This window comes from Streptomyces sp. NBC_00271, from assembly GCF_036178845.1.
Classification (GTDB): Bacteria; Actinomycetota; Actinomycetes; order Streptomycetales; family Streptomycetaceae; genus Streptomyces.
The window spans coordinates 10,287,743-10,312,926 of sequence record NZ_CP108070.1 but is presented as its reverse complement, the minus strand read 5'-3'; the positions used below and the strand labels follow the sequence as shown (position 1 = coordinate 10,312,926).

Genomic DNA, 25,184 nt, shown 5'->3' with positions numbered 1-25,184 from the left:
GTCGCGGTCGGCACGCTCTACCGACACTTCGACAACGCCCGTTCCCAGACGGCCCAGGCACCTCTTCGGCGGCCTGCGCTACGGCGCCGAGGCCGCGGCATGAACAGGCCATGGCTGTTCGGCTACTTGAGCTCGGCGTCGGTGTAGTAGCCGCCCGCGACCAGAACGCTGTCGTAATTGGTCTTGTCGACGCTGATGGGCTGCAGCAGGTAGGCGGGCACGACCTTGGCGCCGTTGTCATAGGTCCTGGTGTCGTTGAGCTGCGGCTTCCTTTTGTTGAGCACGTCGTCGACCATGTTTGCGGCGACATCGGCGAGCAGTCGACTGTCCTTGTAGACGGTCTGCGCCTGCTGACCCGCAAGGATCGACTTGACCGAGGCCAGTTCGGCGTCCTGTCCCGTGATGACCGGGAGGGGCTTGCTGATTGAGCCGTAGTCGTCCGACCTCAGCGCCGCCAGGACGCCGATGGATATGCCGTCGTACGGCGACAGGACCGCGTCCACCGTCTTGGTCTTGTACGACGTGGCGAGGATGCTGTTCATGCGCTTCTGCGCGGTGGCACCGTCCCAGCGCAGGGTGGTGACCTGGTTGAGCGCGGTCTGGCCGGACTGGACGACCAGTTGCTTGCTGTCCAGGAACGGCTGCAAAAGGTGCAACGCGCCACTGAAGAAGTACTTGGTGTTGTTGTCGTCGCTGGAGCCGGCGAACAGCTCGATGTTGAACGGGCCCTTGCCCTGCTCAAGACCGAGCTTGTCGATGATGAAGCGGGCCTGGAGCCGACCGACCTGCTCGTTGTCGAAGGAGGCGTAGTAGGTGACGTTCTTGGTGCCGAGGATGAGCCGGTCGTAGGAGATCACCGGGATGTTCGCGTCGGCGGCCTGCTGGAGCACCTTGTTCAGCGACTTGTTGTCGATGGCCGCGATGATCAGCGCGCTGACGCCCTGCGTGATCAGGTTCTGGATCTGCGAGACCTGGGTCGCCGGTTCGTTCTCGCCGTAGACCAGCTTGGTCTTGTACCCATTGGCCTGCAGGTCCTTGACGACGCTCTTGCCGTCGGTGATCCAGCGCTCGGAAGCCTGGGTCGGCATGGCGATGCCGATCGTGCCGCCCTTGGAGCTGCCCGTGCTGTTCTCGCCGCCGCAGGCGGACATGGTGAGGGCGACGGAGGCAGTTCCGGCGATGGCGGCGAGGGCGGCTCTGCGATTGCGCATGGTGATCGTTCCTTGTTCTTCTCGTCGTTGAGAAAGATGACGGCGTATCAGATATCGGTGAGGAGGAGGCGGTTGAGCGAGCCGAGCGGCCGACGAGCCGGTCGAGCGCGAGTCGGTGCCGTGCCGCGCCCAGAGTGAGGTCCCCGCGTATGGGTGCCGTACGGGTGGATCCCGGGCGCCCTGAACAGCCCGAACGTGAGGTGAAGCGGTGCGCCGCGGCGGATCGGCTCGGCGACCTTGCAGATGCGCACGCGACCGCCGAGGTCGTCGGGGGTCTTTGGTGCGCATCTCCATGGGAGTGAGCCACCAGTATTCCCTGACGAGGTGACCGACGGTCAGGTTCTCCGCAACATTGTGGAGTGGGGATTCAGGAGCCTCGGCGCCTCGCGGATCGCCGATCGACGCGTCGTCGCCCAGGCATCCGGGTCTTGCTGACGGGGGTGACCCCTCTGCCGGTGTGCACCTGAACGCATATCGGGCTGCGCCGCGGGGTTACGTCCACACGTGTTCCAACTCCGGTGATGCACGGGCCAGTTGCCTTTCAACCGTTCGAAATGTCGTCACACGTTCGGAACGTAGGCGTGACCCTAGGAGGGCGGGCGCGGGGTGTCAACGGGGGAGAACCGGTGAGGATTCCGGAAAGGTGTGGGAGATTCGCTCCCTGAACGCTCGGACCTGGCCTACCGCACAGGGCTGCGCCCCTGGTGAGGCGGGCGAGGCCGCCCCTGCCACCGGGTGGCCCGTTCCCCTCCGGGGGCCGCGCCGACGTAGCCTGAATGCTCCGCACCGAACTCCCGCTAGGAGCACCGTGAGCATCGCAGAGCCGCACGCCGGACCGCCCGCCTGGCGGCTGCTCCTCGGGTACGTACGACCGCATCGATGGGCGCTGCTGGCGGGCGCGTTGCTGGCGCTGACGACCGGCGCCACCGGTCTGGTGCTGCCGCTGGTGGCGCGGGGGCTCATCGACGACCTGTCGCACGACCGGCCCATCGGGCGGGCGCTCATCGGTATGGCGGCGCTGGTGGTCACCAACGCCGCGGTGGGGGCGCTGGGTTCGTACGTACTGCGGCGCACCGCCGAGTCGGTGGTGCTCGGCGCGCGGCGCGCCCTGTCCTCGTATCTGCTGCGGCTGCGGATACCGGCCGTGGACCGCAGCGAACCGGGCGACCTGATGGCCCGCATCACCTCCGACACCACGCTGCTGCGCGAGGTCACCACCGATTCGCTGGTGGGCATCGGCACCGGCGGTCTCACCCTGGTGGCGACGGTGGTGATGATGGGCCTGGTCGACGTGGTCCTGCTCGGCGTCACCCTGGGGGTGATCCTGTGCGCGGGCACGGTGCTCGGCGTGATCGTGCCCCGCATCAACCGGGCCAGCAAGCAGGCGCAGGACGCCGTGGGCGTGATGGGCGCCTCGCTGGAGCGGATCCTGGGTGCGCTGCGCACGGTCAAGGCGTCGGGTGCCGAGCACCGGGAGGAGCAGACCATCCACGCGGCGGCCGAGGAGTCCTGGCGGCAGAGCGTACGGGCCGCCAAGTGGTCGGCGGCCGCGGGCAACACGGCCGGTCTCGCGATGCAGATCGCCTTCATCACGGTCCTCGCGGTGGGCGGCGCACGGGTCGCGACCGGCGCGATCGAAGTCGGCACACTGGTCGCCTTCCTCCTCTACGTCTTCTATCTGATGTCGCCGATCCAGCAGGTCGTGGGCGCGATCACCCAGTACCAGACCGGCGCCGCCGCGCTCGCCCGCATCCAGGAGGCGCTGCGGCTGCCCGCCGAACCGGACGCGCTGCCCGCTCCACTGCCGACCCCCGGCGCCGCGCCGGCCGCGCTCGCCTTCGACGACGTCCGCTTCCGGTACGACGACGACCTGCCGTACGTCCACCACGGCGTGACCTTCTCCGTCCCGGCCCGCGGCATGACCGCCTTCGTCGGCCCCTCCGGCGCCGGCAAGACCACCGTGTTCTCACTGATCGAGCGGTTCTACGACCCCGAGGCGGGCGTCATCACGGTCGACGGCCGTCCCCTGGAGCAGTGGGACCTGCCCCAGCTCCGGTCGGCCATCGGATACGTGGAGCAGGACGCCCCGGTCCTGTCCGGCTCCCTGCGCGACAACCTGCTGCTGGGCAACCCGGAGGCCGACGACGCCGATGTCACGCGGGTACTGAAGACGACCCGGCTCGACGGGCTGGTCGCCCGGCTGCCGCGCGGCCTGGACACGCTCGTCGGGCACCGCGGCACCAAGTTGTCCGGCGGCGAACGCCAGCGGGTCGCCATCGCCCGCGCGCTGCTGCGCCACCCCCGCCTGCTGCTCCTGGACGAGGCGACCTCGCAGCTCGACGCGGTGAACGAGGCCGCGCTGCGCGACACGGTCGCCGATGTGGCCCGTACGACCACGGTCCTGGTGGTCGCGCACCGGCTGTCCACCGTGACGATGGCCGACCGTATCGTCGTCATGGACGCGGGCCGCGTACGTGCCGTGGGCACCCACCGGGAACTGGTGGCCGGGGACCCGCTCTACGCGGAGCTGGCCGCGACCCAGTTCCTCGCGACGGCGGGCTGAGGAGAGCCGATCGCCGCGCGTTCTCGGTACGAAGTTTCCTTCACTCTGCCCACGACACCGGCGTCTGCCCCCGGCACGGGGTGCCGGGGGCAGACGCGGGCGGACAGGCCCAGACCCGACCCAAAGGACAGGCCCTAGGCCTGGAGGCCCGGGAGGAGTCCGGTGACGGGTGCGACCAGGTCGGTGACCTGGTGCAACTGGTTGAGGTCGTTCAGGCGGTTGAGTCCGCCCAGCTGCTCGGAAATGCGCGGGAAGTCGGCCTGGTGCTCCGCGGGGATGTCGCTGACGGCGAGCGCGTCGAGCTGGGTGATCGGGTTCAGCTTCCCCGCGTCCGAGGCCTCGGCCGCAGACGCCATCGGCGCGGCAAGCCCCGTGACACCGACGGCGAGACCAACGGCGGCGACCATACGTCGTGTTGAGATCATGCTTGCAGCAACGGTCCCGGACGGCGCCCGGTCACGGCCCTCCCCCGCTCCTCACCCGAGAGGCGCATCGCACCGGCTGGGCTTGCCGTGTGCCATGGGGCGGAGGACGCTCGGTAGAGAGGCCCTTCGCGGTCCCTTCCGTGGCGGACCGCGGCCTTCCAAGGAGGTCGACATGGGCACCATGGCAGGCCCCGCCTTCGACACCGAAGCGCTACGCCGGGGCATAGAAGGACACAGTGCGGCGGATCTCCTGTCGCTCTACGCGGACGACGCGGAAATGACCATCGTCGACCGCAACACCCAGCCAAGTCACCCGATGATCAAACACGGTCGCGGCGAGATCGCCGAGATGCTCAACGACGTCTACAGCCGCGACATGACCCACAAGTTGGAAGAGTGTGTCGTCCAGGGCGACCACGTCGCGTTCACCGAGTCCTGCCAGTACCCGGACGGCGTGCGGGTACTCGCCAGCTCGATGATCTCGCTGCGGGACGGCAAGATCGTCGAACACACACTGCTCCAGGCATGGGACGAGTAGGAAGGAACTGGCCGAAGGTCCAGATCAACTCTCGCCTGACCTGGACCTTCTCGGCGAAGGCCGAGATGGGTCGCTCGCGCTCGCAGCGGCCTCGGCTGCCACGACCAGTTTCCGCAGCAGGTCTGCGAGCGTCCGCTTCTCTGCTGGGGTCAGTACTGCGAGCAGCGCGTTCTCACCCCGGTCCTCCGACACCGCGTGCTGTTCGAAGGCGGCGTATCCGGCGTCGGTGATCCGCACCTCCACGCGACGCCGGTCGGCCGTGTGGTGGCTACGGGCGATCAGCCCGTCCTCTTCCAGCGGACCCAGTCGCGCCGACAGTGCGCCGCGGGTCAGCCCGAGCATGTCGGCGAGCTGCGAGGGGCTCGCCGCGTAGGGCGGGCCAAGTCTGCGCAGCATCAGCAGCACCTTGAACTGCCAGTGCTGCAGCCCGTCCGAGTCGAGCACGTCCCGGCGGGCCTGGGCCGCGTGCCGGGCCAGGATCGCGAGCCGGACGAAGATCTCCTCCTTGACCGGGTCCATCCAGTCGAGTTCCTTCGCCCAGACCGCGACGTGCCGGTCGACCGAGTCCGCCGCAGACACCTGCCCCCGCGCGGCCTCCGCCTTTTCCGCCTTCACATCTCCTGCCTTCACATCTTCCATGCGCCACTCCGTAGATAGTTTTCTTGTGGATAGTTTTTCTGATTACTACTTTTCCTGCCATGACGAACACCGCAAGTACCCTTCGTACGGCCGTACCGCTCGACGAACTCATCGCTGCTGCAAGGGAGTTGAGGATCGGCGGTCGCTGGGAACGCGCTACGCGCCTGCTCGACTCGGCCGAGGCCACCGATCCGCGGTCCCGTGCCCGTCTCGCACTGTCCGCCGCCGAAGTCGCCCTGGAGAGCGACTGGTTCGGCGGGACCTCCCTGGCCGGGCCACGGCTCGCCGCCGCCGAGGAATTCGTCGAGGTCCTCGTCGAGAGCCTCGACGGGAAACTCGCCGATGAGGCGCACTCCGACGTCGGCTGGGATCTGGACTTCCTCCGGCTGCGCCACGGATACCTCGGGCAGGTGCGCGTCGACGGTGCCTTCCGTACCGGGCCCGACGGCAAGGACCCGGACGCGCTCGACGCCCTCCGCACGCACGCCGAGCGGCTGCGCGGTGGGGCCCCGGACGATGTGCGCCGAGGCTGGGCCGAGATGTACCTGGGCCTCGTCGCCGACAATCTCTTCGCCGAGCGGGACCTCGCGCCCGGCCACTACGAAGCCGCGTTGCGCGCCGGTGAAGCGGGGGAGGCAGGTGCAATGGGTGAAGCAGGTGGAGCAGGCGGCTCACACGACTCCGGTGACGATCTGCTCGTCCGTGAAGCGCTGCGGCACCTCGGCGATCACCACCACGATCACGGTGACCACGCACGGGCACGGAAGCGCTGGAGCAGGGCGACCGAGCTCGGCGCCCGGGCCGGGACCGTCCCCGGCACCCTCTCGCAGCAACTGCTCCTGGCGGTGCTGGCACGCGACGCGGGCGACGAGGCCGGGGCCGTCGCGCTGGTCGGCGAGATCGCCCGCTGGGCCGGGGCCATCGGCGCCGTGACCATCGAGACACAGGCCAGGGGGTTCCTGGCCGGGGTCGACCCGACGGCGGCGCCCGCTGCCGCCGAGTCGGGCAGCTGATCGTACGAGCTACCCTGGTCGCGGGCCGTGACTGGCGCTGAGGTGGAGTACCACCGGGGAGCGGCCTGACGAACGGGTCTTTGCCGCGCGCCTGGGCGATTGTGTCAGCGACGCTCAGGAGTAGCTCATGTCCCAGGCCCAGCTCATGGACGGCGCGGGTCTCGCGCGCCGCATCGTCGAGGAGACCGCGAAGCGCGCGGCCGCACTCACCGGGCGCACGGGGATGGCGCCGTGTCTCGCGACGGTGCTGGTCGGCGAGGATCCCGCCTCGGTCACCTACGTCCGGATGAAGCAGAACCGCAGCCGCAAGGCCGGCATCGAGTCCCGGCATGTCGCCCTACCCGCCGACACCACCACGGCCGAGCTGGTCGACACGCTGAAGGCGCTGTCGGACGACCCGACCGTGCACGGCATCCTGCTCCAGCACCCCGTCGGACCGCACATCGACGAGCGGGCGGCGTTCGAGGCCATCGCGCCGGAGAAGGACGTCGACGGGGTGACGCTCAGCTCGTACTCGGCGATGAGCTTCGGGCTGCCGGGCTTCGTGTCCTGCACCCCCGGCGGCATCATGCGGCTCCTCGACGCGTACGACGTCGACCCGGCGGGCCGTCGCGCCGTCGTGGTGGGGCGCAGCGCGATCCTCGGCAAGCCGGTCGGGATGCTGCTGCTCGGCCGCGACGCGACGGTGACGTACTGCCACTCGCGGACGACCGGTCTCTCCTCGCTCGTCCGCGAGGCGGACATCGTGGTGGCCGCCGTGGGCCGGCCCCGGCTGATCCGCGGTGAGGACATCAAGCCGGGAGCCGTCGTGATCGACGCGGGCTACAACCCCGGGAACGTCGGCGACGTCGACTTCGACACCGCCCGCGAGCGGGCCCGGCTGATCACGCCGGTGCCGGGCGGTGTCGGCCCGATGACGATAGCGGTCCTGCTGGAGCAGACCGTGACCGGGGCCGAGCGCCAACTCGCCCTCCGGTAAAGCGTTGCGGGTTCGCTCACAGGGCTCGGGGTCCGCTCAACGCATCCACGCGCTGTACGACATCACGTCCCCGGCCTCGACGCCGTACTCGGGATCGTCCTTGGTGACGGTGTCCTCGATCCCGAGCACGGCGCCGCTCCTCGGGTCGAGGACCAGCATCCGGCGCGCGGAGTGCGCGGTGTCCTCGTACACGTACGCCTGTCCCTGCCTGCCCAGCCGGTCGGTGACCGCTCCGGCCGGGCGCAGGCCCTTCGCGTCGGCGAGGACGCGGACGAGCGCGGCGTCCTCCCGGGCGCCCAGCGTCCAGTTGTTCAGCAACTCTCCGACCGCGTCAAGAAGTTGGGGTGTGTCCATGGTCTCGGTGCGGTCAATCTCCTCGAGGTAGGCGCGCAGCCGCTCGGCGTCGTGCGGCGGCCGGGCCACCGGCGGGGCGTCGCTCCAGCTCGGCGGGTAGGTCTGCCGGCTGAGGACGTGCCCGTCCTCGACCGTGCGGGGGACGGGGTCGGCGTCGGTGAGGACCGGCCTGCCCGGGTGGCGGGGGTCGGTCGCCACGACGAGTTCCGTGTGACTGCCGTCGGCCTTCCAGCGGACCACGCGTTCCGCGGGAAGGGTGATCGGCGGCCGGGCCCCCGGCCCGGAGGTCAGGCCCATGCTCCAGGTCTGTACGTGGGTGCCCTGGACGAGCCGCTGCGAGCCCGCGGACGCGGCCGCTCGGTCGGCGAGCCGGTCCAGGGGTACGGGGGTGGAGCCCGCCTCGACGATCAGCGGGCGGGGTGCGGCCACGGCCGGGGTGGTGGTCGATCCCGACAGCGTGAGCGTCAGGACGACGACACCGACGGCGGCCGCGGTGCCGACGCTCCAGATCCAGCGGCGCAGCGGACGGGATCTCGGGCGGTGCCGTTCGCCGTGCAGCAGTTGGTTGAGGCGGCGCTGCGCGTGCGGGTCGAGGGGGCGGTCGTGGAAGCGGGGGTCGGTGGACGGCACCGGGTTGGCGCGGCGCAGGATGTCGAGTTCGTCAGCCATGGCCGTGCTCCTTCGGGGTGTCGCGGCGGGGCGACGCAGTGCCGCCGGCCACGGTGATGTCCATACGGTCGATCTCGGCTCTGAGCCGGCGGCGGGCGCGGTGCAGGCGCATGGCCGCGGCGCGGGTGCCACAGCCGAGGGCGACGGCGACCTCGTCGACGCCGAGTTCCTCCCAGGCGGTGAGGCGCAGTACCTCCTGGTCGGCCGGGGAGAGCCGGGCCAGCGCCTCGTGCACCCAGTCGCCCGGCGACGCGGAGTCGGGGCTGTCGACGACCTGTCTGCCGTGCGCGCTCTCGTCGTTGCCGATCCGGTCGAGGAGCCTGCGCCGGCGCCCGTAGCCGCGTACGGCGTTGGCCAGGCAGTGGCGTGCCACCCCGTACAGCCAGGGAAGCGGGGACGGCGGGAGGTCGGACCGGCGCCGCCAGGCGACGGTGAAGACCTCCGCCACCACCTCCTCGACATCACTGCTCCGGCCGTCCAGTCGCCTCGCCACATAGCGGCTGACCGCCCAGTAGTGCTCGCGATAGGCAGCGGCGAAGGTCTCGTCGTTGCTCATGATCCGTAGGTGTCCGGCAGGTGCGCGATCGTCACAGGTGCGGGTGTGACGCTCGTCGCTTCGTTCAAGTGTGACGGTGGGGACGGCGGCGGACACAGGCGGGGCATGGAAAGCACCACAGTGACGACGCCGCCCGCAGCCCTTCCCGCGCGTGCGCGGCGTCCTGGACTCGCCGCGGTGAAGTGGCTGACCACCACGGATCACAAGACGATCGGCACGCTGTATCTGGTCACGGCGTTCGGCTTCCTCTGCGTCGGCGGGGTGATGGCGCTGCTGATGCGCGCCGAACTCGCCCGGCCGGGGCTTCAGATCATGTCGAACGAGCAGTTCAACCAGGCGTTCACGATGCACGGCACGATCATGCTGCTGATGTTCGCGACGCCGTTGTTCGCCGGTTTCGCGAACTGGATCATGCCGCTGCAGATCGGCGCGCCCGACGTGGCGTTCCCGCGGCTGAACATGCTGGCGTACTGGTTCTATCTCCTCGGCTCGCTGATCGCCGTGGGCGGGTTCCTGACCCCTCAAGGAGCGGCCGACTTCGGCTGGTTCGCCTACGCGCCGCTGTCGGACGCGGTCCGCTCACCCGGTGTCGGCGCCGACATGTGGATCATGGGTCTGGCGCTCTCCGGCTTCGGCACGATCCTCGGCTCGGTCAACTTCATCACGACCATCATCTGCATGCGCGCTCCCGGCATGACGATGTTCCGCATGCCGATCTTCGTGTGGAACGTGCTGCTCACGGGTGTTCTGGTGCTGCTGGCCTTCCCCGTACTGGCCGCCGCCCTGTTCGCGCTGGAGGCGGACCGCAAGTTCGGTGCCCACGTCTTCGACGCGGCGAACGGCGGTGCCCTCCTCTGGCAGCACCTCTTCTGGTTCTTCGGCCATCCAGAGGTGTACATCATCGCCCTGCCGTTCTTCGGCATCATCTCCGAAGTCATCCCGGTGTTCTCCCGCAAGCCGATGTTCGGCTACATGGGCCTGATCGCCGCGACGATCTCCATCGCCGGTCTGTCCGTGACCGTGTGGGCGCACCACATGTACGTCACCGGTGGCGTACTGCTCCCGTTCTTCTCCTTCATGACGTTCCTCATCGCCGTCCCGACAGGCGTGAAGTTCTTCAACTGGATCGGAACGATGTGGAAGGGGTCGCTGAGTTTCGAGACCCCGATGCTGTGGGCGACCGGCTTTCTGATCACCTTCGTCTTCGGCGGTCTGACCGGTGTGATGCTCGCCTCGCCGCCGATGGACTTTCCGGTCTCGGACTCGTACTTCGTGGTGGCGCACTTCCACTACGTGATCTTCGGTACGGTCGTGTTCGCGATGTTCTCCGGATTCCACTTCTGGTGGCCGAAGTTCACCGGCAAGATGCTCGACGAGCGCCTCGGAAAGATCACCTTCTGGACGCTGTTCGTGGGCTTCCACGGCACGTTCCTGGTGCAGCACTGGCTGGGTGCGAACGGAATGCAGCGCCGTATCCCCGACTATCTGGCGGTGGAGGGCCTGACCACTCTCAACACCATCTCGACGATCTTCTCCTTCCTGCTCGGCAGTTCCCTCCTGCCGTTCTTCTACAACATCTGGAAGACCGCCAAGTACGGCGAGAAGGTCGAGGTCGACGACCCATGGGGCTACGGCCGCTCACTGGAGTGGGCGACCTCCTGTCCCCCGCCGCGCCACAACTTCCTCACCCTGCCGCGCATCCGCAGCGAGTCCCCCGCCTTCGACCTCCACCACCCGGAGATCACGGCCGCGGCCACACGTCCGGAGACGCCCCGGAAGGAACTGCAATGACGACCATGGACGATCGACCGCCGGCCCCGCGCTCACTCATCGACGAACTGGAGGGCCATCTGCTCATCTAGGTCGGCACGCAGAAGCATCCTGGACGATTCGTCCACCAGATTCCGCATCACCGACAAGTAAGACTCGTCGCCGCCCAGTTCGTCCAGAATGCGGTGCGCTTCGCCGCGGAACTCGTCGATGTCGTCCTCGTAGCGGCCAAGAACGGCCGGCGCCAGAAGGGTGTCGATGAGTTCCGCTCGGGCGTCACGGGAATTCCTCGCGTCGGCGTGCAGCCTCAGGATGCGCTCGGTGGAGCGGGACGCGGACGTATCGAGCGCACATGCCAGGAGATACGTCACCGTGCCGTTCAGAAGGTCCTCGTTGCGGCCGGACAGGACGTCTTCCTGGTCGTTGAACATCTGCCACAGGATGCCGAACACATCGCCGAAATCGCGCCAGAGCTCCACTCTCTCCTTCTCGACACCCGCCAATTCGGCGGCCATTGCGGTGACCATGCTGAAGGGGGCGCCCGACTTCCCTCGGTAGGCCGTGACCACCGAGTCACGCGTGGCCGTCGCCGCGCCTCCACGCAGGTCACTCAACTGGCCTTCGGCCGCGACGATCCAGCACTTCACGATCTCGGCCGACAGAGCGCCGCGCACCGATTCCGGGACGGCCTGCGACTGGACGACGAGCAGAGGGAGTGGCGTCCCGCTGACGAGCGCGGCGAGCAGCGCCTCGGCTGCGCCGAGGTCTCCGGCGAGTTGGGCGCTCTGCCCGTCGGCCAGGTCGTCGAGATGGCACGCCGAGATCCACCACAGCTCATGCACGACGGCCAGCGGCACGGCCGGTTCGGGCGCGCCCGTCTCCACGGCATGCACGATCAGCGGCAGCACCGAGAGCGGGTAGGTGAACTCGCGGTTCCGCACGAGTTCCGCGACCGCGGCCCGTACCGCGCCGGCCTGAGGGGAGAGTCTTTCCAGCGTGGCCTCCATCTCCGCGTCGATCTCCACCGAAAACCGACGATGAAGATCCAAGTAGGACATGGAACGCACGAGGAGACCCCTCACCACCGAAATTGAATCGAGTACCGATTCGATCACTCCGGCTGAAGGGCAACCAGAGCGGCTTTCAGCCACGGTGTTTGCGCTGGTCCTTCATCGATTCGGCGATGGTGTGGTCGCGGCCGGGGACCGGGATGTGACGGCGAGGATGTCGCGGACCGCTGCGCGCAGGCTCCCGAAGTGACGGTGCACCCCGTCCACCGCGGCGGGTGCGTTGACCCCCCACACCGTCATCCCGGCACGCAGTCCGGACTGCACGCCGGAGGGTGCGTCCTCGATGACCAGACAGTCCTGCGGCTGGGCACCGAGCCGCTCGGCGGCCAGGAGATAAGGGGCGGGCGAGGGCTTGCCTTCCTCGACGGAGGCGGCGTCCACGATGATCCTCGGGACCGGCAGGCCGGTGCGGGCGAAGCGGCCGCGCACCCGGTGCTCATAGTTCGACGTCACCAGCGCCCAGGCCTCCGGCGACAGAGCGTCCAGCAGCTCGGACGCACCGTCGAAGGCCGCGTACACGCCGGACCGGACGTCCTCGTCCTCGAGTTCATGCAGTGCGGCCAGGCACTCCTGCGGGTCACGGTCCGGAAGGACCTGCGCGAAGGTCTCCATCGGCCTTGTCCGCAAGGCCACTTGGTGGACCTCATCGGGGTCGAGTCCGTATCGCTCCGCCCACACCCCCCAAACCCGGCGCTGGTTGTCCACCGCATCGATCAACGTGCCATCGACGTCGAACAGGACATACTTCTTGGCTCCGGGCCGAGCAGGTTCACCGATCACGCCCTCATCATGCCATCGGACCCCCGAGCAGGCCCCGCCCCGGGCCGACGACCGTGCGGGGGTCCCGCCCCCGCAGTCCGTCCTACCTCCGGAGGACATGGCTGAGCTCATCTCCTGCATTCCGAGTAGCGCGATGTTCGGCGCGCGCACGACGACGCGGCGGGTCCCGGTCGGACAGGATGGGCGGTGCCCAGGGAGCGACCGTGTTCACCTCTCCGCCTCTGGGCCCTCGGGCCGCGCCAGCCCACGGCTTCCCCCGGTCGTGGGCTGCCGGCAGGGGCCTCCTCGCGCGGAGGCGGCCCCACTGCGCCGAACCCGTGGGGACGGGGAGCGGCGCGCGGGTCCCGAACCCGGTGGCGGATCCCCAGGGATCCACCACCGGGTTCGAGGACACCTCGACCGGCGGCCGGGCACGACAAGACACGACACGGCACTCACGGTGAGGTCGCGGCATCGACTTCCCCTACGGGTTCCACCCCACCGGTCGCAGGATCCCCAGCAGCTGACGGACCAGTTCCTCGACCACCTCGTCGAGCGTGGCCGCCACCCATCCTGCGCGCCAGTCGTGCAGGAGGCCGTTGACGCTGCCGATGAAGGCGGTGGCGGCGATCCGGTAGTCGCGGGGCACCGCCTCGCCGCGGTCGGCGGCCGCGGTCGCCTCGGCGCAGATGAAGTCGACCCAGCGTGCCCGGCGGGCGAGCCGCTGCTCCTCCAGGCGCGGACTGACGCCGATGATCTCGACGAAGGTGATGCGGGTGCGGCGCGGGTCCGCCGTCACGTTCGCGGCGTAGGCGCGGAAGATCGCGGTGGCGCGCTCGACGAGCGGCAGGTCCTGGGCGTCGGCGAGGGCGGCCAGAGCAGCCTGCTCGGCCCAGTCGTTGACCTGGAGGTGGAGGGCGGCCAGCACGTCCTCGAGGGTGCGGAACTCCTCGTAGAACTGACGCGTCGACAGTCCCGCCGCCTCGCTCAGCGCCGCGATGGTCGTGGATCTGAACCCCGGGCTGTCACCGAAGAGTTGGAGCGCGGCGGCCAGAAAGCGCGAGCGTCGCTCGGCCTGCCGTTCCGCGGCGGTCCTGCCTCCGTAACGGCCGGTCGGCTGTTTGATCCTGCCCGCCACGCGTTCCCCCCTCGCCGCAGGGACGAACCGTTCGTCCCTCCGATGATTTTGTCGTGCACGAACCCTTGTGGAGAGCGCCGCCCCTTCCTTACTTTCCAGTAAGTCCACTCTGAACTCAGTCGTGTTCAGACTTCTCGGTACCCGCACCCCCCGCCTAGACAAGGGACCCACCATGTCTGCCCTCAGACCCAGACACCTCTGTACGCTCGCCGCCGCCGTCGCCCTCACCTTCACCCTCGGCGGTACGGCGACCGCGGCCTCCGACAGGACCGCCGCGCAGACCGCCGCGGCCGACCTGCGCGAAGTGATGTTCGTGGGCAACAACTGGGACGGCACCGCGAACGTCATCAAGTCCACCGGTGACTTCGCGAAGGTCGGCCGGATCAACGTCGTCCCGGACAAGGACGCGCGGATGGCGGAGATCAACGCCGATCCGATCAAGTGGATCTACTTCCAGGCCATCCGCAACGGTGTCGGCGAGGGCCACGACCAGTTCGTCGACGACATGTACTCCACGCCCGACGGCAGGTCGGTGGTCGTCTCCCGTCCGAGCTTCGCCGATGTCGTCTCGATCGACCTGGCGACCGGGAACATCAACTGGCGTTTCCCCGTGGCCGGTTACCGGTCCGACCACATGGCCGTCTCCCCCGACGGCACCCGCGTCGCGGTCTCCGCGTCGACCGCGAACACCGTGCACGTGCTGGACATCGACACGGGCAAGCAGCTGGGCTCCTTCGCCACCGGCGACAAGCCGCACGAGAACATCTTCACGCGGGACGGCAAGTACATCTGGAACATGGCCATCGGCGATGTGAACACCACACTCGACGACCCTTGGCTGGACTGGACGAAGGGCGACCGGCACATCACCGTCGTCGACGCGACCACCTACAAGCAGGTCAAGGTGATCGACATGCGGCAGCGCCTGGACGCGATCGGTCTCACGAACTACTCCGACGCGGTCCGGCCCGCCGTGTTCAGCCCCGACGAGTCCAAGCTGTACTTCCAGGTGTCGTTCTTCAACGGCTTCCTGGAGTACGACGTGGCCTCCGACCGGATCACCCGGGTGAAGACCCTGCCGATGAACCCCGCGACCAGCACCGACCGCACCACCTGGGTCAACGACTCGCGCCACCACGGTATTTCGATGAACCCGTCCGGCACGAAACTCTGCGTCGCCGGAACGATGGACGACTATGCGACCGTCGTCGACCGGGCCACCCTCCAGGAGGGCCCGCTCGTCACCGCTTCGAAGCCGTACTGGGCGACCGTCAGCGGTGACGGCAAGGACTGCATCGTCTCCGAGAGCGGCGCCGACCAGGTCACCGCCATCGACTTCGCCACAGGGCAGAAGACGGTGTCGGTGCCGGTCGGCGACCACCCCCAGCGTGTTCGCCTCGGCCATGTGGAGGCGAACTGGACCGGCCCTTCGACTAGTTGACCGTCGACGCGGCCCATGAGCTCAGTTCGGAACGGGCCGCGCTCAGCAGATCGGCGGACGGGGCGCTCGCCCCGTTCGTGACCAGCGCGTAGTGCAGGGTCCCCGAGTCCGGTGCGGTGAGCAGCAGTCGGCGACTGCCGGTGCCGCCCGGTTCGGGGGCCACGGCGATCGGGGTGGTCGTGGTGTAGGCGGGCGGGGAGATCGTCGCCCCGAGGTCGGAGACCACCGTCGTGGACGCGGTCGGGAAGGACGCCGGGAGATGGAGTTCGGTGGGAGCGCTGCCGCCGCCCGAGCGCCACAGGAGCAGCCCGTACTGACCCGATCCCACCAGTTGGGAGACGTGCGGGAGGGACGACGGAACCGGGTTCCAGGTCAGGGTGGTGGAGCCGTCCCGGGAGCGGTCCTCGTAGGTGAAGGCGACCGTGCTGCCCGAGGTGGCGCTCGGATAGAGCCGGTCGAGCAGGCGGGCGTCCTGACGCAGGACGGCCGTACCGGAGTCGTCGAGGCGTACGGCCGAGAGGTCCTCGTCGTTCCAGGCGTCGCCGGAGGTGAGGACCTTGCTCGCGTTGCCGTTCATCAGCTCGTGATGGCGGCCGTTGTAGATGTCCCACTGCCACTGGTTGCCGGACAGGACCGGGCCGGAGGACGCCGGTTTGGTCCACCAAGTGGCGCCCGGCAGACGGGAGTCGAGGGCCTGGTACATCGCCTTGTCGACCGTGGGGGCCTTGCCGGAGACCGTTCCCGACAGCGGATGGCCGAACTCGCTGACGATCGCCGTCGTCCCCGCGCTCGATGCGCGGTCGCGGACCGTCCCGAAGTCGGTGGCGTACTGGCCGTCCGCGGCATTGCCCCACATGAGGATGCCCGAGATGGCCTTCTGGTCGTAGAAGTGGGTGTTGAAGACATAGCGCGGGCCGAGGGTGCCCGCGTCGAGTAGGCCGCCCTCCTGCTTCTGGGAGTCGATGTTGGAGTTCCAGAAGAGGTTGGCTTCGACGAAGGCGGGCTTGTCCTGCCAGCCGGCCGCGTCCATCCGGGCCCGGAACTTCACATAGAACGGCCAGAGCAGGTCCCGTTCCCAGGTGCGGCTGGTCTGCCCGGAGTCGTAGGTACCCGCGTACGGCTCGTTGAAGGGGTCGAAGCCGACGAGGCCCGCGAACTGGGCCGTGGTGAGGTGCTGTCTGACGTAGGCCATGGTGGCCTGGGCCGTGGCGAGGAAGGCGTCCTGAACGCCGTACGCGTTGTGCCAGAAGTCGTACTGTGCCTGCTTCACGGCCCCGTTCTGGGTGATGTTCTGACCCCAGAAGATGCAGATCCCGCAGGACTCGCTCGGGTAGTTCCCGGCGTCCACGGCCCACTTGGGGGCTCCGTCGCCGGTGTACCAGCTGCCCGAGTTGAAGAGGTAGCGGGAGTAGAGGTCCTGGTGGAAGTCGGGATACACGCGGATTCCGGCGTCGAGGAAGGCGCGTATCTGGTCGGTGACGGCGGCGAGGTAGGCGGAGTCGACCTGGCCGCGTACGGGTTCGGCGTGGGCCCAGGAGAGCAGGAAGCGCACGGAGTTGCCGCCGCCGAGGGCCCGCAGGGCCGTCGCGGACTTCTTGGCGTCGGCGACCGAGGCGAAGGGCAGACCGCTGTTCTCTTCGAGTTTCGTCTCGCCGGAGACGTTGTAGCCGCGCAGGACGACCTCGCGGCCGAGTCCGTCGAGGAAGCGGCCCTTGTCGACCGTGAGAGTGGCCGCCGCAGGCGCGTCGAACCACAGGGAGTCGGGGAGTCCGTCCGCGGCGGCGGGCTGGGCGCCCACCGCCGAGAGGAAGCCGGTGAGGAGCACGAGGACGCCGAGCAGACGCGCACGTAACTTCGACATGTCCACAACATTCGCGGGTGCGCAAGGGAGCGTCAATACTTCTGACTCCAGAGTAAGTTTCATGTTCTCAGGATCTTCTGGAGATCTTTTGGGGAGACGTGTCGCCGTGTGCGGGCTCAGGCGCCGACCCGCCGCGTCACGTTCAGCAGGTACTCCTTCCGGTCCAACGGGTTGAGGTCGGTGCGCGGGCGGTCGGGGACCGTGCCCCGCAGGACCGGTGCGTAGTGGTCGAAGGCGCATTCCAACTCGCCCTCGCCGCGGGTCAGCCCCGGGAGCTGCCGCTCCAGCCCATGGACCCGGGCGACCGGGATCCGGCCCTCCAGCACGCACGAAGCGCCCCGCAGCTCGGTGGCCCCCGCGACGGCTCCCTGTTTCGCGAGCACCGGCAGCACCGCGCCCAGCGTGTCCGCCGGGGCCTCCAGCGTGAAGCGGTGCATCGGCTCGTACACCTGGGTGCCCGCCGCCCGCAGCGCGTCCATGACCACCAGGGGGGTCAGACCCCGGAAGTCGGCGCCCGTGCTGGACATGCTCTTGTCGAAGCCCTGGTGGGCGTGGCTCTGCCGGGGCCAATAGCCGGAGTGGGTCATGGTGACCGTGCAGTCCGCAACCTGCCAGCCGTGGATTCCCTGCGCGAGCGTCTCCTTCACGGTGTCCTCGACCGCCTTGAAGAACGCGTACGGCATCGCTCCGAGCTCGACCTCCAGCCGGAACTCCACCCCGGAGCCGACCGGGGCCGGATCGACGCGCAGGCCGACGGTCGCGAGAAAGGGGTTGGGGCCCTTCTTGATGAACTCGACCGCCGCACCGCTGCCGAGGGGCCGCTCGATGCACAGGGGTGTCGTCTCGCGGAACAGGACGTCGATGCCGAACTCATCGGCCAGAGTCGCCTGGATGACCTCTTTCTGCACCTCTCCGTAGAGCGAGACGGAGATCTCCTTGCGCGTCTCGTCCTGGCGCAGATCGATCAGTGGGTCCTGCTCGGCCAATTGGGTGAGGGCACCGTGCAGTGCGCCCTTGTCGGCGGGACGGCAGGGTTCGACGACGGTTTCGAGAGTCGGGGGCGAGAAGTGGTGCTCGCCGGCCGACGACTTCCGCGGTACGCCGATGGTGTCGCCGATACGGACGTCCGCGAGGCCCCAGAGCTTGCCGATCCGCCCCGCCGCCACGGACTGCTCGCGCACCGCCGCACCCTGGTCGAAGACACTGATCGCGGTGACCCTGCCCTCCTCACCGTCACCCAGAGGCAGCCGGTCGCGCGTCCGCAGCGTCCCGGAGAACATCCGGGCGTACGCGATCTTCTCCCCGGCGGGCCCGCGTTCGACCTTGAAGACGCTGCCCGAGACCGGGCCGTCGACGTCGGCCTCGGCGCGCGGCAGCAACTCCCTGATCCCCGCGATCAGTTCGTCGACCCCCGCGCCCGTCACGGCCGAGCCGAAGAACACCGGATGCACCAGGGCCTGCCCGGTCTGCCGCACCAGAGCGGCGCGGATCAGGTCGTACGACACCCGGCCCTCGACATACGCGGCGAGCAGCGCGTCGTCGTGCTCGGAGAGCAGGTCGAGCAACGGCGCGCCGAGCCGGGCCTCGTCGAACAGGCCGAAGCGGGCGTCCCGCGTGCCCTGCTCCCGGGCCTCGCCCATGGGGACGATCGCCGGGGTGAGCCGCGCCGCGACGGCGTCGAGCACGCGCTCGCAGCATGCCCCGCCGCGGTCGATCTTGTTGACGAAGACGAGCGTGGGGATGCGCAGCCGCCGAAGCGTCCGCATGAGCACACGGGTCTGGGCCTGCACGCCCTCCACGGCGGAGATCACCAGCACGGCGCCGTCGAGCACGCTCAGCACGCGCTCCACCTCGGCGATGAAGTCCGGGTGTCCCGGGGTGTCGATCAGATTGACGGTCACGTCGTCGACCGCGAAGGAGACCACGGCGGACTTGATCGTGATGCCGCGCTGCCGCTCCAGCGCGAGGGAATCGGTCTGGGTGTTCCCGTCGTCGACGCTGCCGATCTCGTCGATGACTCCGACCGAGTGCAGCAGCCGCTCGGTCAGGCTTGTCTTACCGGCGTCTACGTGCGCCAGGATTCCCAGGTTGAGCATATGCACCGGGTGTCATGTCCTTTGGAGTGGGAGTGATTCCTTCCTGGGTGGACATGAACGGTGTGCGCATCGCTGCTCCCTGATCTTGGTGGACGCCTCCCTCTCAGTGCAGCAGGCGACCTCGCCCGGCAGCAACGGATTAACGCTCAACAAATCCCCGCCGCAGCACTCGCCGCCCTCCCCGCCCGGCCCTAGAGTGACGCACACCACGTAAAATGGTTGATACCCCTCACCTGGCTCTCCGGGAGGGCACATGACCCGCATTTCGGTAAAGGTGGACGGCACCACGTACGAGGACGAGGTCGAACCCCGCCTTCTCCTGGTCCACTATCTGCGCGACCACCTGGGTCTGACCGGCACCCCGATCGGCTGCGACACGTCGAACTGCGGGGCCTGCACGGTCGACCTGGACGGGGAGACCGTCAAGAGCTGCTCGGTCCTCGCCGTCCAGGCGGACGGAAGCGAAGTGACCACCATCCAGGGGCTGGCGCACGACGGTGAGTGGCATGCGCTCCAGAAGGCGTTCCACGAGCGGCACGCGCTCCAGTGCGGCTACTGCACCCCCGGGATGATCATGGCGGCCCGCGATCTGCTGCGCGAGAACCCGGCCCCGGGCCCGCAGGAGGTACGCGAGGCACTGGAGGGCAACCTCTGCCGCTGCACCGGCTACCAGAACATCGTGCGCGCGGTCCTCGCCGCCTCCGGACAGGAGGTGTCGTCGTGACGGACCAGGTCGTCGAACCGGAGGTCGGCCGTTCCCGGCCGCGCAAGGAGGACGCCCGTCTGGTCACCGGGCAGACCAACTGGACCGACAACATCAACGTCAACGGACTGCTCCACCTGGCCATCCTGCGCAGTCCCATGGCACACGCCCGGATCGACCGGATCGACGTCGCACCCGCCCGCGAGCGCCCCGGCGTGGTCGCCGCGTTCACCGGCCAGGACCTCGCCGAGGGCCTGGGCTCGCTCCCCTGCGCCTGGCCGGTCACGGAAGACATCGTGCTGCCCGACCACCCGCCGATCGCGGTCGACGAGGTCCGGTACGCGGGAGACCCGGTGGCCGTCGTCGTGGCCCGCGACCGGTACGCGGCCGCCGACGCCCTGGAGGCCGTCGAGGTCGACTACACACCCCTGCCCCCGGTGCTCGACCTGGAGGCCGCCCTCGCCGAGGACGCCCCGCTGGTCCACTCCGACCAGGGCACCAACCGCTGCTACGTCTGGCCGCTGGCCACCGGCGAGAGCTACGCGACCGTGCGGGAGCGCGCGGACGTCGTCCTGAAGCGCCGCTACCTCCAGCAGCGCCTGATCCCCAACGCGATGGAGCCGCGCGCCGTCGTGGTCACGCCGCTCGCCGCCTCCGGCGAGTACACCGTCTACTCGGCCACGCAGATCCCGCACATCCTGCGGATCATGCTCGCCGTCGTCACCGGCATCCCCGAGCAGAAGCTGCGCGTGATCGCCCCCGACGTCGGCGGCGGCTTCGGCTCCAAGCTCCAGGTCTACGGCGAGGAAGCCCTCGCCCTGACCGTCGCCCGGCGGCTCGGACGGCCCGTGAAGTGGACCGAGTCGCGCTCCGAGGGCTACCTCGCGACCCACCACGGCCGCGGCATGATCCAGGACATCGAGATCGCCGCCACCCGCGAGGGCAGACTGCTCGGCCTCAAGGTCGACCTCCTCGCCGACATGGGCGCCTACCTGATGCTCGTCACCCCGGGCATCCCGATCCTGGGCGCCTTCATGTACCCGGCGATCTACAAGATGGACGCGTACGACTTCACGTGCACCGGCGTCTTCACCACCAGGACGCCGACCGACGCCTACCGCGGCGCGGGACGCCCCGAGGCGACGTACGCCATCGAACGGATCATGGACGAGCTGGCCGTCGAACTCGACCTGGATCCCATCGAGTTGAGGCGACTCAACTGGATCAGGCACGAGGAGTTCCCGTACACGTCCATCGCGGGTCTGACCTACGACAGCGGCAACTACGAGGCCGCCACGGACAAGGCGCTCGCCCTCTTCGGATACGACAAGCTGCGCGCCGAGCAGGCGGACCGCAACCGGCGCGGCGACTCGGTACGCCTGGGCATCGGCGTGTCCACGTACACCGAGATGTGCGGGCTCGCGCCCAGCCGGGTGCTGCGTGACCTGCGGTACGCGGCCGGGGGCTGGGAGGCGGCGAGCATCCGCATGCTGCCCACCGGCAAGGTCGAGGTGGTCACCGGCACCAGCCCGCACGGGCAGGGTCATGTGACCTGCTGGAGCCAGATCGCTGCCGATGTGCTCGGGGTTCCCTTCGAGGACATCGAGGTGGTGCACGGCGACACCAGGGCGGCGCCCCAGGGCATGGACACCTACGGCTCGCGCTCGCTCGTCGTGGGCGGGGCCGCGGTGCACCACGCGGCGCGCAAGGTGGTGGAGAAGGCGCGGAAGGTGGCCGCGCACCTGCTGGAGGCGAGCGAGCACGACCTGGAGTTCACGCACGGCGTGTTCTCCGTGAAGGGCTCGCCCGAGGCGCGCAAGACCATCCAGGAGGTCGCGTTCGAGACGTTCTCCTCGCACGACCTGCCCGACGGCATGGAGCCCACCATCAACGCCGAGCACCTGGTCGACCCGGACAACTTCTCCTACCCGCACGGCACCCACCTGTGCGCGGTCGAGGTCGACACCGAGACCGGACGCACCACCATCCGCTCGTACGTGTGCGTCGACGACGTCGGCAGCGTCATCAACCCGGTGATCGTCGAGGGGCAGGTGCACGGCGGGGTCGCGCAGGGCATCGCCCAGGCGCTGTACGAGGAGGCCGTGTACGACGACGAGGGCAACCTCGTCTCCGGCACGATGGCCGACTACTTCGTGCCCTCGGCGGTCGACCTGCCCGAGTTCGTGACGGACCGGACGGAGACACCGGCGACCTCGAATCCCCTGGGTTCCAAGGGAGTCGGAGAGTCGGGGACCATCGCCTCCACGCCGGCCGTCGTCAACGCGATCGTGGACGCGCTGCGCCCGCTCGGAGTGACCGAGGTGAGGATGCCCTGCACGCCGCAGCGGGTCTGGGAAGCCCTTCGGTCCGCCCGCTCCAGCGAGGAGGCGTCGGCATGATTCCCCCCGCATTCGACTATGTACGGCCCGCGAGCGTCGACGAGGCCGTGCGCACCCTCGCGGACACGGGCGAGGACGCGAAGGTGCTGGCCGGCGGGCAGAGCCTGCTGCCCCTGCTCCGGCTGCGGCTCGCCTTCCCCGAACTGGTCGTCGACGTCGGCCGGATCCAGGAGCTGCGCGGGATCCGCGAGGACGCCGGCACGCTGGTCATCGGCGCGATGACCACGCACCACGACGTCATCCGCGATCCGCTGGTGCGCCGGCACGCCGGGCTCCTGGCGGCGGCCACCGCCACGGTCGCCGATCCCGCCGTACGCCATCGCGGCACCCTCGGTGGTTCGCTCGCACACGCCGATCCGGCCGGTGACCTGCCCGCCGTGGTCCTCGCGCTCGACGCGACCTTGATCGCGGTGGGACCGGACGGGCAGCGCGCGATCCCGGCCCGCGAGTTCTTCGTCGACTATCTGCAGACCGCGCTGCGCCCGGACGAACTGCTGGTGCGGGTGGAGATCCCGTCGACCGAGGGCTGGGGCTTCCACTACGAGAAGTTCCAGCGGGTCGCGCAGGCCTGGGCGGTGGTCGGGGTGGCGGCGCTCGTCCGGCGGGACGACGGACACCTCGCCGAGTCCCGGATCGGACTGACCAACATGGGCTCCACGCCTCTGCGGGCCACGTCCACCGAGGCGGCGCTCACCGGCGCCGACGCCGAACCGGGCGCAGTGGGACGGGCCGCCGAGGCGGCGGCGGAGGGCACGCACCCCTCGTCCGATCCCTCGGGCTCACCCGAGTACCGCGCGCACCTGGCCCGGGTGCTGACGCGACGCGCGGTGCTGGCCGCCCTGGAGTAGCGCCCATGCACGAGGTGAGCGGTCCGGCGGAGGTGCGGGCCCGCCTGGAGAAGACGGGGTATCTCGTCGACGACGGGCTGGCCGTGGCCTGCTTCCTGGCGCTGCGGCTGCACCGGCCGCTGTTCTGCGAGGGTGACGCGGGCGTGGGCAAGACCGCGCTCGCGTCCGCCCTGGCCGAGGCGATGGACGCCCCGCTGATCCGGCTCCAGTGCTACGAGGGCATCGACGCCTCCCAGGCCCTGTACGACTGGGACTTCCCGCGTCAGCTGCTGCACCTGCGGGCGGCCGAGGCGGCGGGCGTGACGGATGCCGACCGGCTCGAAGGGGAGCTGTACGACCGGCGGTTCCTCGTCACGCGTCCGCTGCTGCGGGCGCTGGAGACCCAGCCGTCGGTGCTGCTGGTCGACGAGATCGACCGCGCGGACGACGAGTTCGAGGCGTTCCTGCTGGAGTTGCTGTCCGAGTACACGATCACCATTCCGGAACTGGGCACCCTGCGGGCGCAGCTGCCGCCCGTCGTGGTGCTGACCTCGAACCGGACGCGTGAAGTGCACGACGCGCTGAAGCGGAGGTGTCTCTACCACTGGTTCGACCATCCCGGGTTCGCCCGTGAACTCGCCATCGTACGAAGGCGGTTGCCGCGGGTCACGGAGCGGCTGGCCGAGCAGGTGACCGCACTCGCGCAGGCCCTGCGCGCCGAGGACCTGGTCAAGCCGCCCGGGGTCGCGGAGACCATCGACTGGGCGGAGGCCCTGGACGCGCTGGGGGCGAGCGAGGTGGACGCGGAGCTGGCGGTGGCGACCCTGGGGTCGGTGCTGAAGTACCGGGAGGACGCCGAGCGGGCACGGGGGCTGGATCTGTCGGCGATCCTCGCGGCACGGGAGACGTGAGCAGCGTGAACGGCAAGGACGGCAGCCATGGCGGCGACGGCCGGGACGGCCGAAGCCGCGGGGAGGGCGGAGACGGCGGTGACCAGGTGGGACGACGGCGCGCCGTCGACGCGTCCGCCGTGGTCGTCGGGTTCGCCCGCGCGTTGCGCGCCGCGGGTGTCGACGCCTCGCCCGACCGCGTGCAGGCCTTCCTGGGCGCGCTCGACGTGCTCGATCCCGGTGCGCGCTCGGACGTGTACTGGGCGGGCCGTCTCACCCTGTGCGGGAGCCAGGACGACCTGGAGCGCTACGAGCGGGTCTTCGCGGCGTACTTCGGCGGCCGGCCCGGCGGCGTCCCTGCCCGGTCCGCTCCCCCGCCGCGGACCCGGACGGTCCTGCGCGGCGCCGGTACGGTGCCCCGCCCGGCGGCGCGGGCCGAGGACGCCGTACCCGTGGCCGTGCTGGCCGACTCCACCGACGTACTGCGCCACCGGGACTTCGCCGAGCTGACCGCCGACGAGCGCGACCAACTGCGGCGGCTGCGGGCCGCGTTCACCCTGCGCGGCGAGGCCCGGCGCACCGCGCGGCGGCATCCGGCCCGGCGGGGCGCCGTCGATCCGCGGCGCACGGTACGGGAGTTGCTGCGCGGCGGCGGGGAGCCGGCGCGGCTGCGGCACCGGGCGCGAGCGGACCGGCCGCGCCGGGTGGTGCTGCTCGTGGACGTGAGCGGCTCGATGGGGCCGTACGCGGACGCGCTGCTGCGTTTCGCGCACGCGGCCCTCCACGGCCCCCGCACCGGCGGGGCCGCACGGGGCACCCGCACGGAGGTCTTCACGATCGGTACCCGGCTGACCCGGGTGACCCGTGAATTGGCGCACCGGGATCCCGACACGGCCATGGCCGCGCTCGCGGCGGCGGTTCCGGACTGGCGTGGCGGCACCCGGTTGGGTGAGATGCTGCGCGGCTTCCTGGACCGGTGGGGGCGGCGGGGCATGGCGCGCGGCGCGGTGGTCGTCGTGCTGTCCGACGGGTGGGAGCGTGGCGATCCTGCCCTGCTCGCGGAGCAGATGCGCCGCCTGCACCGGCTCGCGCACCGGGTGATCTGGGCGAATCCGCGTAAGGCCCGACCCGGCTACGCGCCCCTGGCCGGCGGGATGGCCGCGGCGCTGCCGAGCGTGGACGCGTTCGTCGAGGGACACAGTCCGGCCGCGCTGGAGCGGCTGGCGGCGGTGGTGAGAGGAGCGGACTCTTGAGTGGAACACACCCTGTGGTGAGCGGAGCGA

General features: G+C 69.8%; 21 protein-coding genes and 1 riboswitch. Of the genes, 11 read left to right on the top strand and 10 right to left on the bottom strand.

Translation table 11 applies throughout. From position 1 onward, the window contains the following. Nucleotides 1-122: 122 nt before the first annotated feature. Nucleotides 123-1,211, bottom strand: coding sequence for a multiple monosaccharide ABC transporter substrate-binding protein (gene chvE, locus OG798_RS46935; RefSeq protein WP_095850863.1), 1,089 nt, complete (start codon nt 1,209-1,211; stop codon nt 123-125). Nucleotides 1,212-2,019: 808 nt separating this feature from the next. Between chvE and OG798_RS46930 the strand changes: the two genes are divergently transcribed. Next, a complete protein-coding gene (locus OG798_RS46930; protein ID WP_328759122.1) occupies nt 2,020-3,774 on the top strand; it encodes an ABC transporter ATP-binding protein in 1,755 nt (584 codons plus the stop codon). Between the two features lie 134 nt (nt 3,775-3,908). Here the strand turns inward: OG798_RS46930 and OG798_RS46925 are convergent, their stop codons facing one another. Then, on the bottom strand, nt 3,909-4,199 hold the full coding sequence (locus OG798_RS46925; protein WP_328759121.1) for a hypothetical protein: 291 nt from the start codon (nt 4,197-4,199) through the stop codon (nt 3,909-3,911). A 172-nt stretch (nt 4,200-4,371) separates the two neighbouring features. On the opposite strand from OG798_RS46925, the gene OG798_RS46920 reads away from it, so the two are divergent. Then, complete coding sequence (locus OG798_RS46920) at nt 4,372-4,737, top strand: nuclear transport factor 2 family protein (RefSeq protein ID WP_095850866.1); 366 nt, start codon at nt 4,372-4,374, stop codon at nt 4,735-4,737. Between the two features lie 24 nt (nt 4,738-4,761). On the opposite strand, the gene OG798_RS46915 is transcribed toward OG798_RS46920, so the two are convergent. Then, complete coding sequence (locus OG798_RS46915) at nt 4,762-5,376, bottom strand: MarR family winged helix-turn-helix transcriptional regulator (protein ID WP_095850867.1); 615 nt, start codon at nt 5,374-5,376, stop codon at nt 4,762-4,764. 59 nt (nt 5,377-5,435) lie between these two features. Here OG798_RS46915 and OG798_RS46910 point away from each other — a divergent pair, with 59 nt between their 5' ends. Both OG798_RS46910 and OG798_RS46905 read left to right on the top strand, forming a co-directional pair. After that, nucleotides 5,436-6,389: a hypothetical protein gene (locus OG798_RS46910; protein ID WP_328759120.1), complete on the top strand. Its 954-nt coding sequence runs from the start codon at nt 5,436-5,438 to the stop codon at nt 6,387-6,389. Between the two features lie 17 nt (nt 6,390-6,406). After that, a riboswitch (ZMP/ZTP riboswitch) is annotated at nt 6,407-6,493 on the top strand. Between the two features lie 23 nt (nt 6,494-6,516). Then, a complete protein-coding gene (locus OG798_RS46905; RefSeq protein ID WP_097223681.1) occupies nt 6,517-7,368 on the top strand; it encodes a bifunctional 5,10-methylenetetrahydrofolate dehydrogenase/5,10-methenyltetrahydrofolate cyclohydrolase in 852 nt (283 codons plus the stop codon). Nucleotides 7,369-7,404: 36 nt separating this feature from the next. Here the strand turns inward: OG798_RS46905 and OG798_RS46900 are convergent, their stop codons facing one another. Further along, a complete protein-coding gene (locus tag OG798_RS46900) occupies nt 7,405-8,391 on the bottom strand; it encodes a CU044_5270 family protein (RefSeq protein WP_328759119.1) in 987 nt (328 codons plus the stop codon). Then, the gene (locus tag OG798_RS46895) at nt 8,384-8,947 is read right to left on the bottom strand and encodes an RNA polymerase sigma factor (protein WP_328759118.1); all 564 of its coding nucleotides are present in this window, start codon (nt 8,945-8,947) and stop codon (nt 8,384-8,386) included. The genes OG798_RS46900 and OG798_RS46895 overlap by 8 nt, the downstream gene beginning before the upstream one ends. 105 nt (nt 8,948-9,052) lie before the next feature. Between OG798_RS46895 and ctaD the strand changes: the two genes are divergently transcribed. After that, nucleotides 9,053-10,738 carry an aa3-type cytochrome oxidase subunit I gene (gene ctaD, locus OG798_RS46890; protein ID WP_121413959.1) on the top strand — a complete coding sequence of 562 codons (1,686 nt, stop codon included), beginning with the start codon at nt 9,053-9,055 and terminating at the stop codon, nt 10,736-10,738. Nucleotides 10,739-10,770: 32 nt separating this feature from the next. Here the strand turns inward: ctaD and OG798_RS46885 are convergent, their stop codons facing one another. The 3 genes from OG798_RS46885 to OG798_RS46875 all read right to left on the bottom strand — a co-directional run bounded on the left by OG798_RS46885 (nt 10,771) and on the right by OG798_RS46875 (nt 13,684). Next, nucleotides 10,771-11,868, bottom strand: a complete 1,098-nt coding sequence (locus OG798_RS46885) for a polyprenyl synthetase family protein (RefSeq protein WP_328759117.1) — start codon at nt 11,866-11,868, stop codon at nt 10,771-10,773. A gap of 18 nt (nt 11,869-11,886) precedes the next feature. Continuing rightward, entirely contained in the window at nt 11,887-12,567 is a 681-nt protein-coding gene (locus OG798_RS46880) for an HAD family hydrolase (protein ID WP_095850873.1), read from the bottom strand. Between the two features lie 463 nt (nt 12,568-13,030). Then, a complete protein-coding gene (locus tag OG798_RS46875; protein ID WP_095850874.1) occupies nt 13,031-13,684 on the bottom strand; it encodes a TetR/AcrR family transcriptional regulator in 654 nt (217 codons plus the stop codon). Nucleotides 13,685-13,856: 172 nt separating this feature from the next. Here OG798_RS46875 and OG798_RS46870 point away from each other — a divergent pair, with 172 nt between their 5' ends. Further along, nucleotides 13,857-15,125, top strand: coding sequence for a YncE family protein (locus OG798_RS46870; RefSeq protein WP_328759115.1), 1,269 nt, complete (start codon nt 13,857-13,859; stop codon nt 15,123-15,125). Here the strand turns inward: OG798_RS46870 and OG798_RS46865 are convergent. Further along, a complete protein-coding gene (locus tag OG798_RS46865; RefSeq protein ID WP_328759114.1) occupies nt 15,118-16,986 on the bottom strand; it encodes a cellulase family glycosylhydrolase in 1,869 nt (622 codons plus the stop codon). The two genes, OG798_RS46870 and OG798_RS46865, sit on opposite strands and share 8 nt — an antisense overlap. A gap of 116 nt (nt 16,987-17,102) precedes the next feature. After that, nucleotides 17,103-19,088 carry a translation factor GTPase family protein gene (locus OG798_RS46860; RefSeq protein ID WP_328759113.1) on the bottom strand — a complete coding sequence of 662 codons (1,986 nt, stop codon included), beginning with the start codon at nt 19,086-19,088 and terminating at the stop codon, nt 17,103-17,105. A 247-nt stretch (nt 19,089-19,335) separates the two neighbouring features. On the opposite strand from OG798_RS46860, the gene OG798_RS46855 reads away from it, so the two are divergent. The 5 genes from OG798_RS46855 (at nt 19,336) to OG798_RS46835 (ending at nt 25,154) form a co-directional block, all read left to right on the top strand. Beyond that, a complete protein-coding gene (locus tag OG798_RS46855; protein WP_097223687.1) occupies nt 19,336-19,806 on the top strand; it encodes a (2Fe-2S)-binding protein in 471 nt (156 codons plus the stop codon). Continuing rightward, nucleotides 19,803-22,184 (top strand): xanthine dehydrogenase family protein molybdopterin-binding subunit, encoded by a 2,382-nt coding sequence (locus tag OG798_RS46850; RefSeq protein WP_328759112.1) that lies wholly within the window; start codon nt 19,803-19,805, stop codon nt 22,182-22,184. Before OG798_RS46855 ends, OG798_RS46850 begins: the two co-directional genes overlap by 4 nt. Further along, a complete protein-coding gene (locus OG798_RS46845) occupies nt 22,181-23,032 on the top strand; it encodes an FAD binding domain-containing protein (RefSeq protein WP_328759111.1) in 852 nt (283 codons plus the stop codon). Before OG798_RS46850 ends, OG798_RS46845 begins: the two co-directional genes overlap by 4 nt. 5 nt (nt 23,033-23,037) lie before the next feature. Beyond that, the gene (locus tag OG798_RS46840) at nt 23,038-23,922 is read left to right on the top strand and encodes an AAA family ATPase (protein ID WP_121413965.1); all 885 of its coding nucleotides are present in this window, start codon (nt 23,038-23,040) and stop codon (nt 23,920-23,922) included. Nucleotides 23,923-24,008: 86 nt separating this feature from the next. Further along, nucleotides 24,009-25,154: a vWA domain-containing protein gene (locus tag OG798_RS46835; protein ID WP_328760170.1), complete on the top strand. Its 1,146-nt coding sequence runs from the start codon at nt 24,009-24,011 to the stop codon at nt 25,152-25,154. Nucleotides 25,155-25,184: the final 30 nt, after the last annotated feature.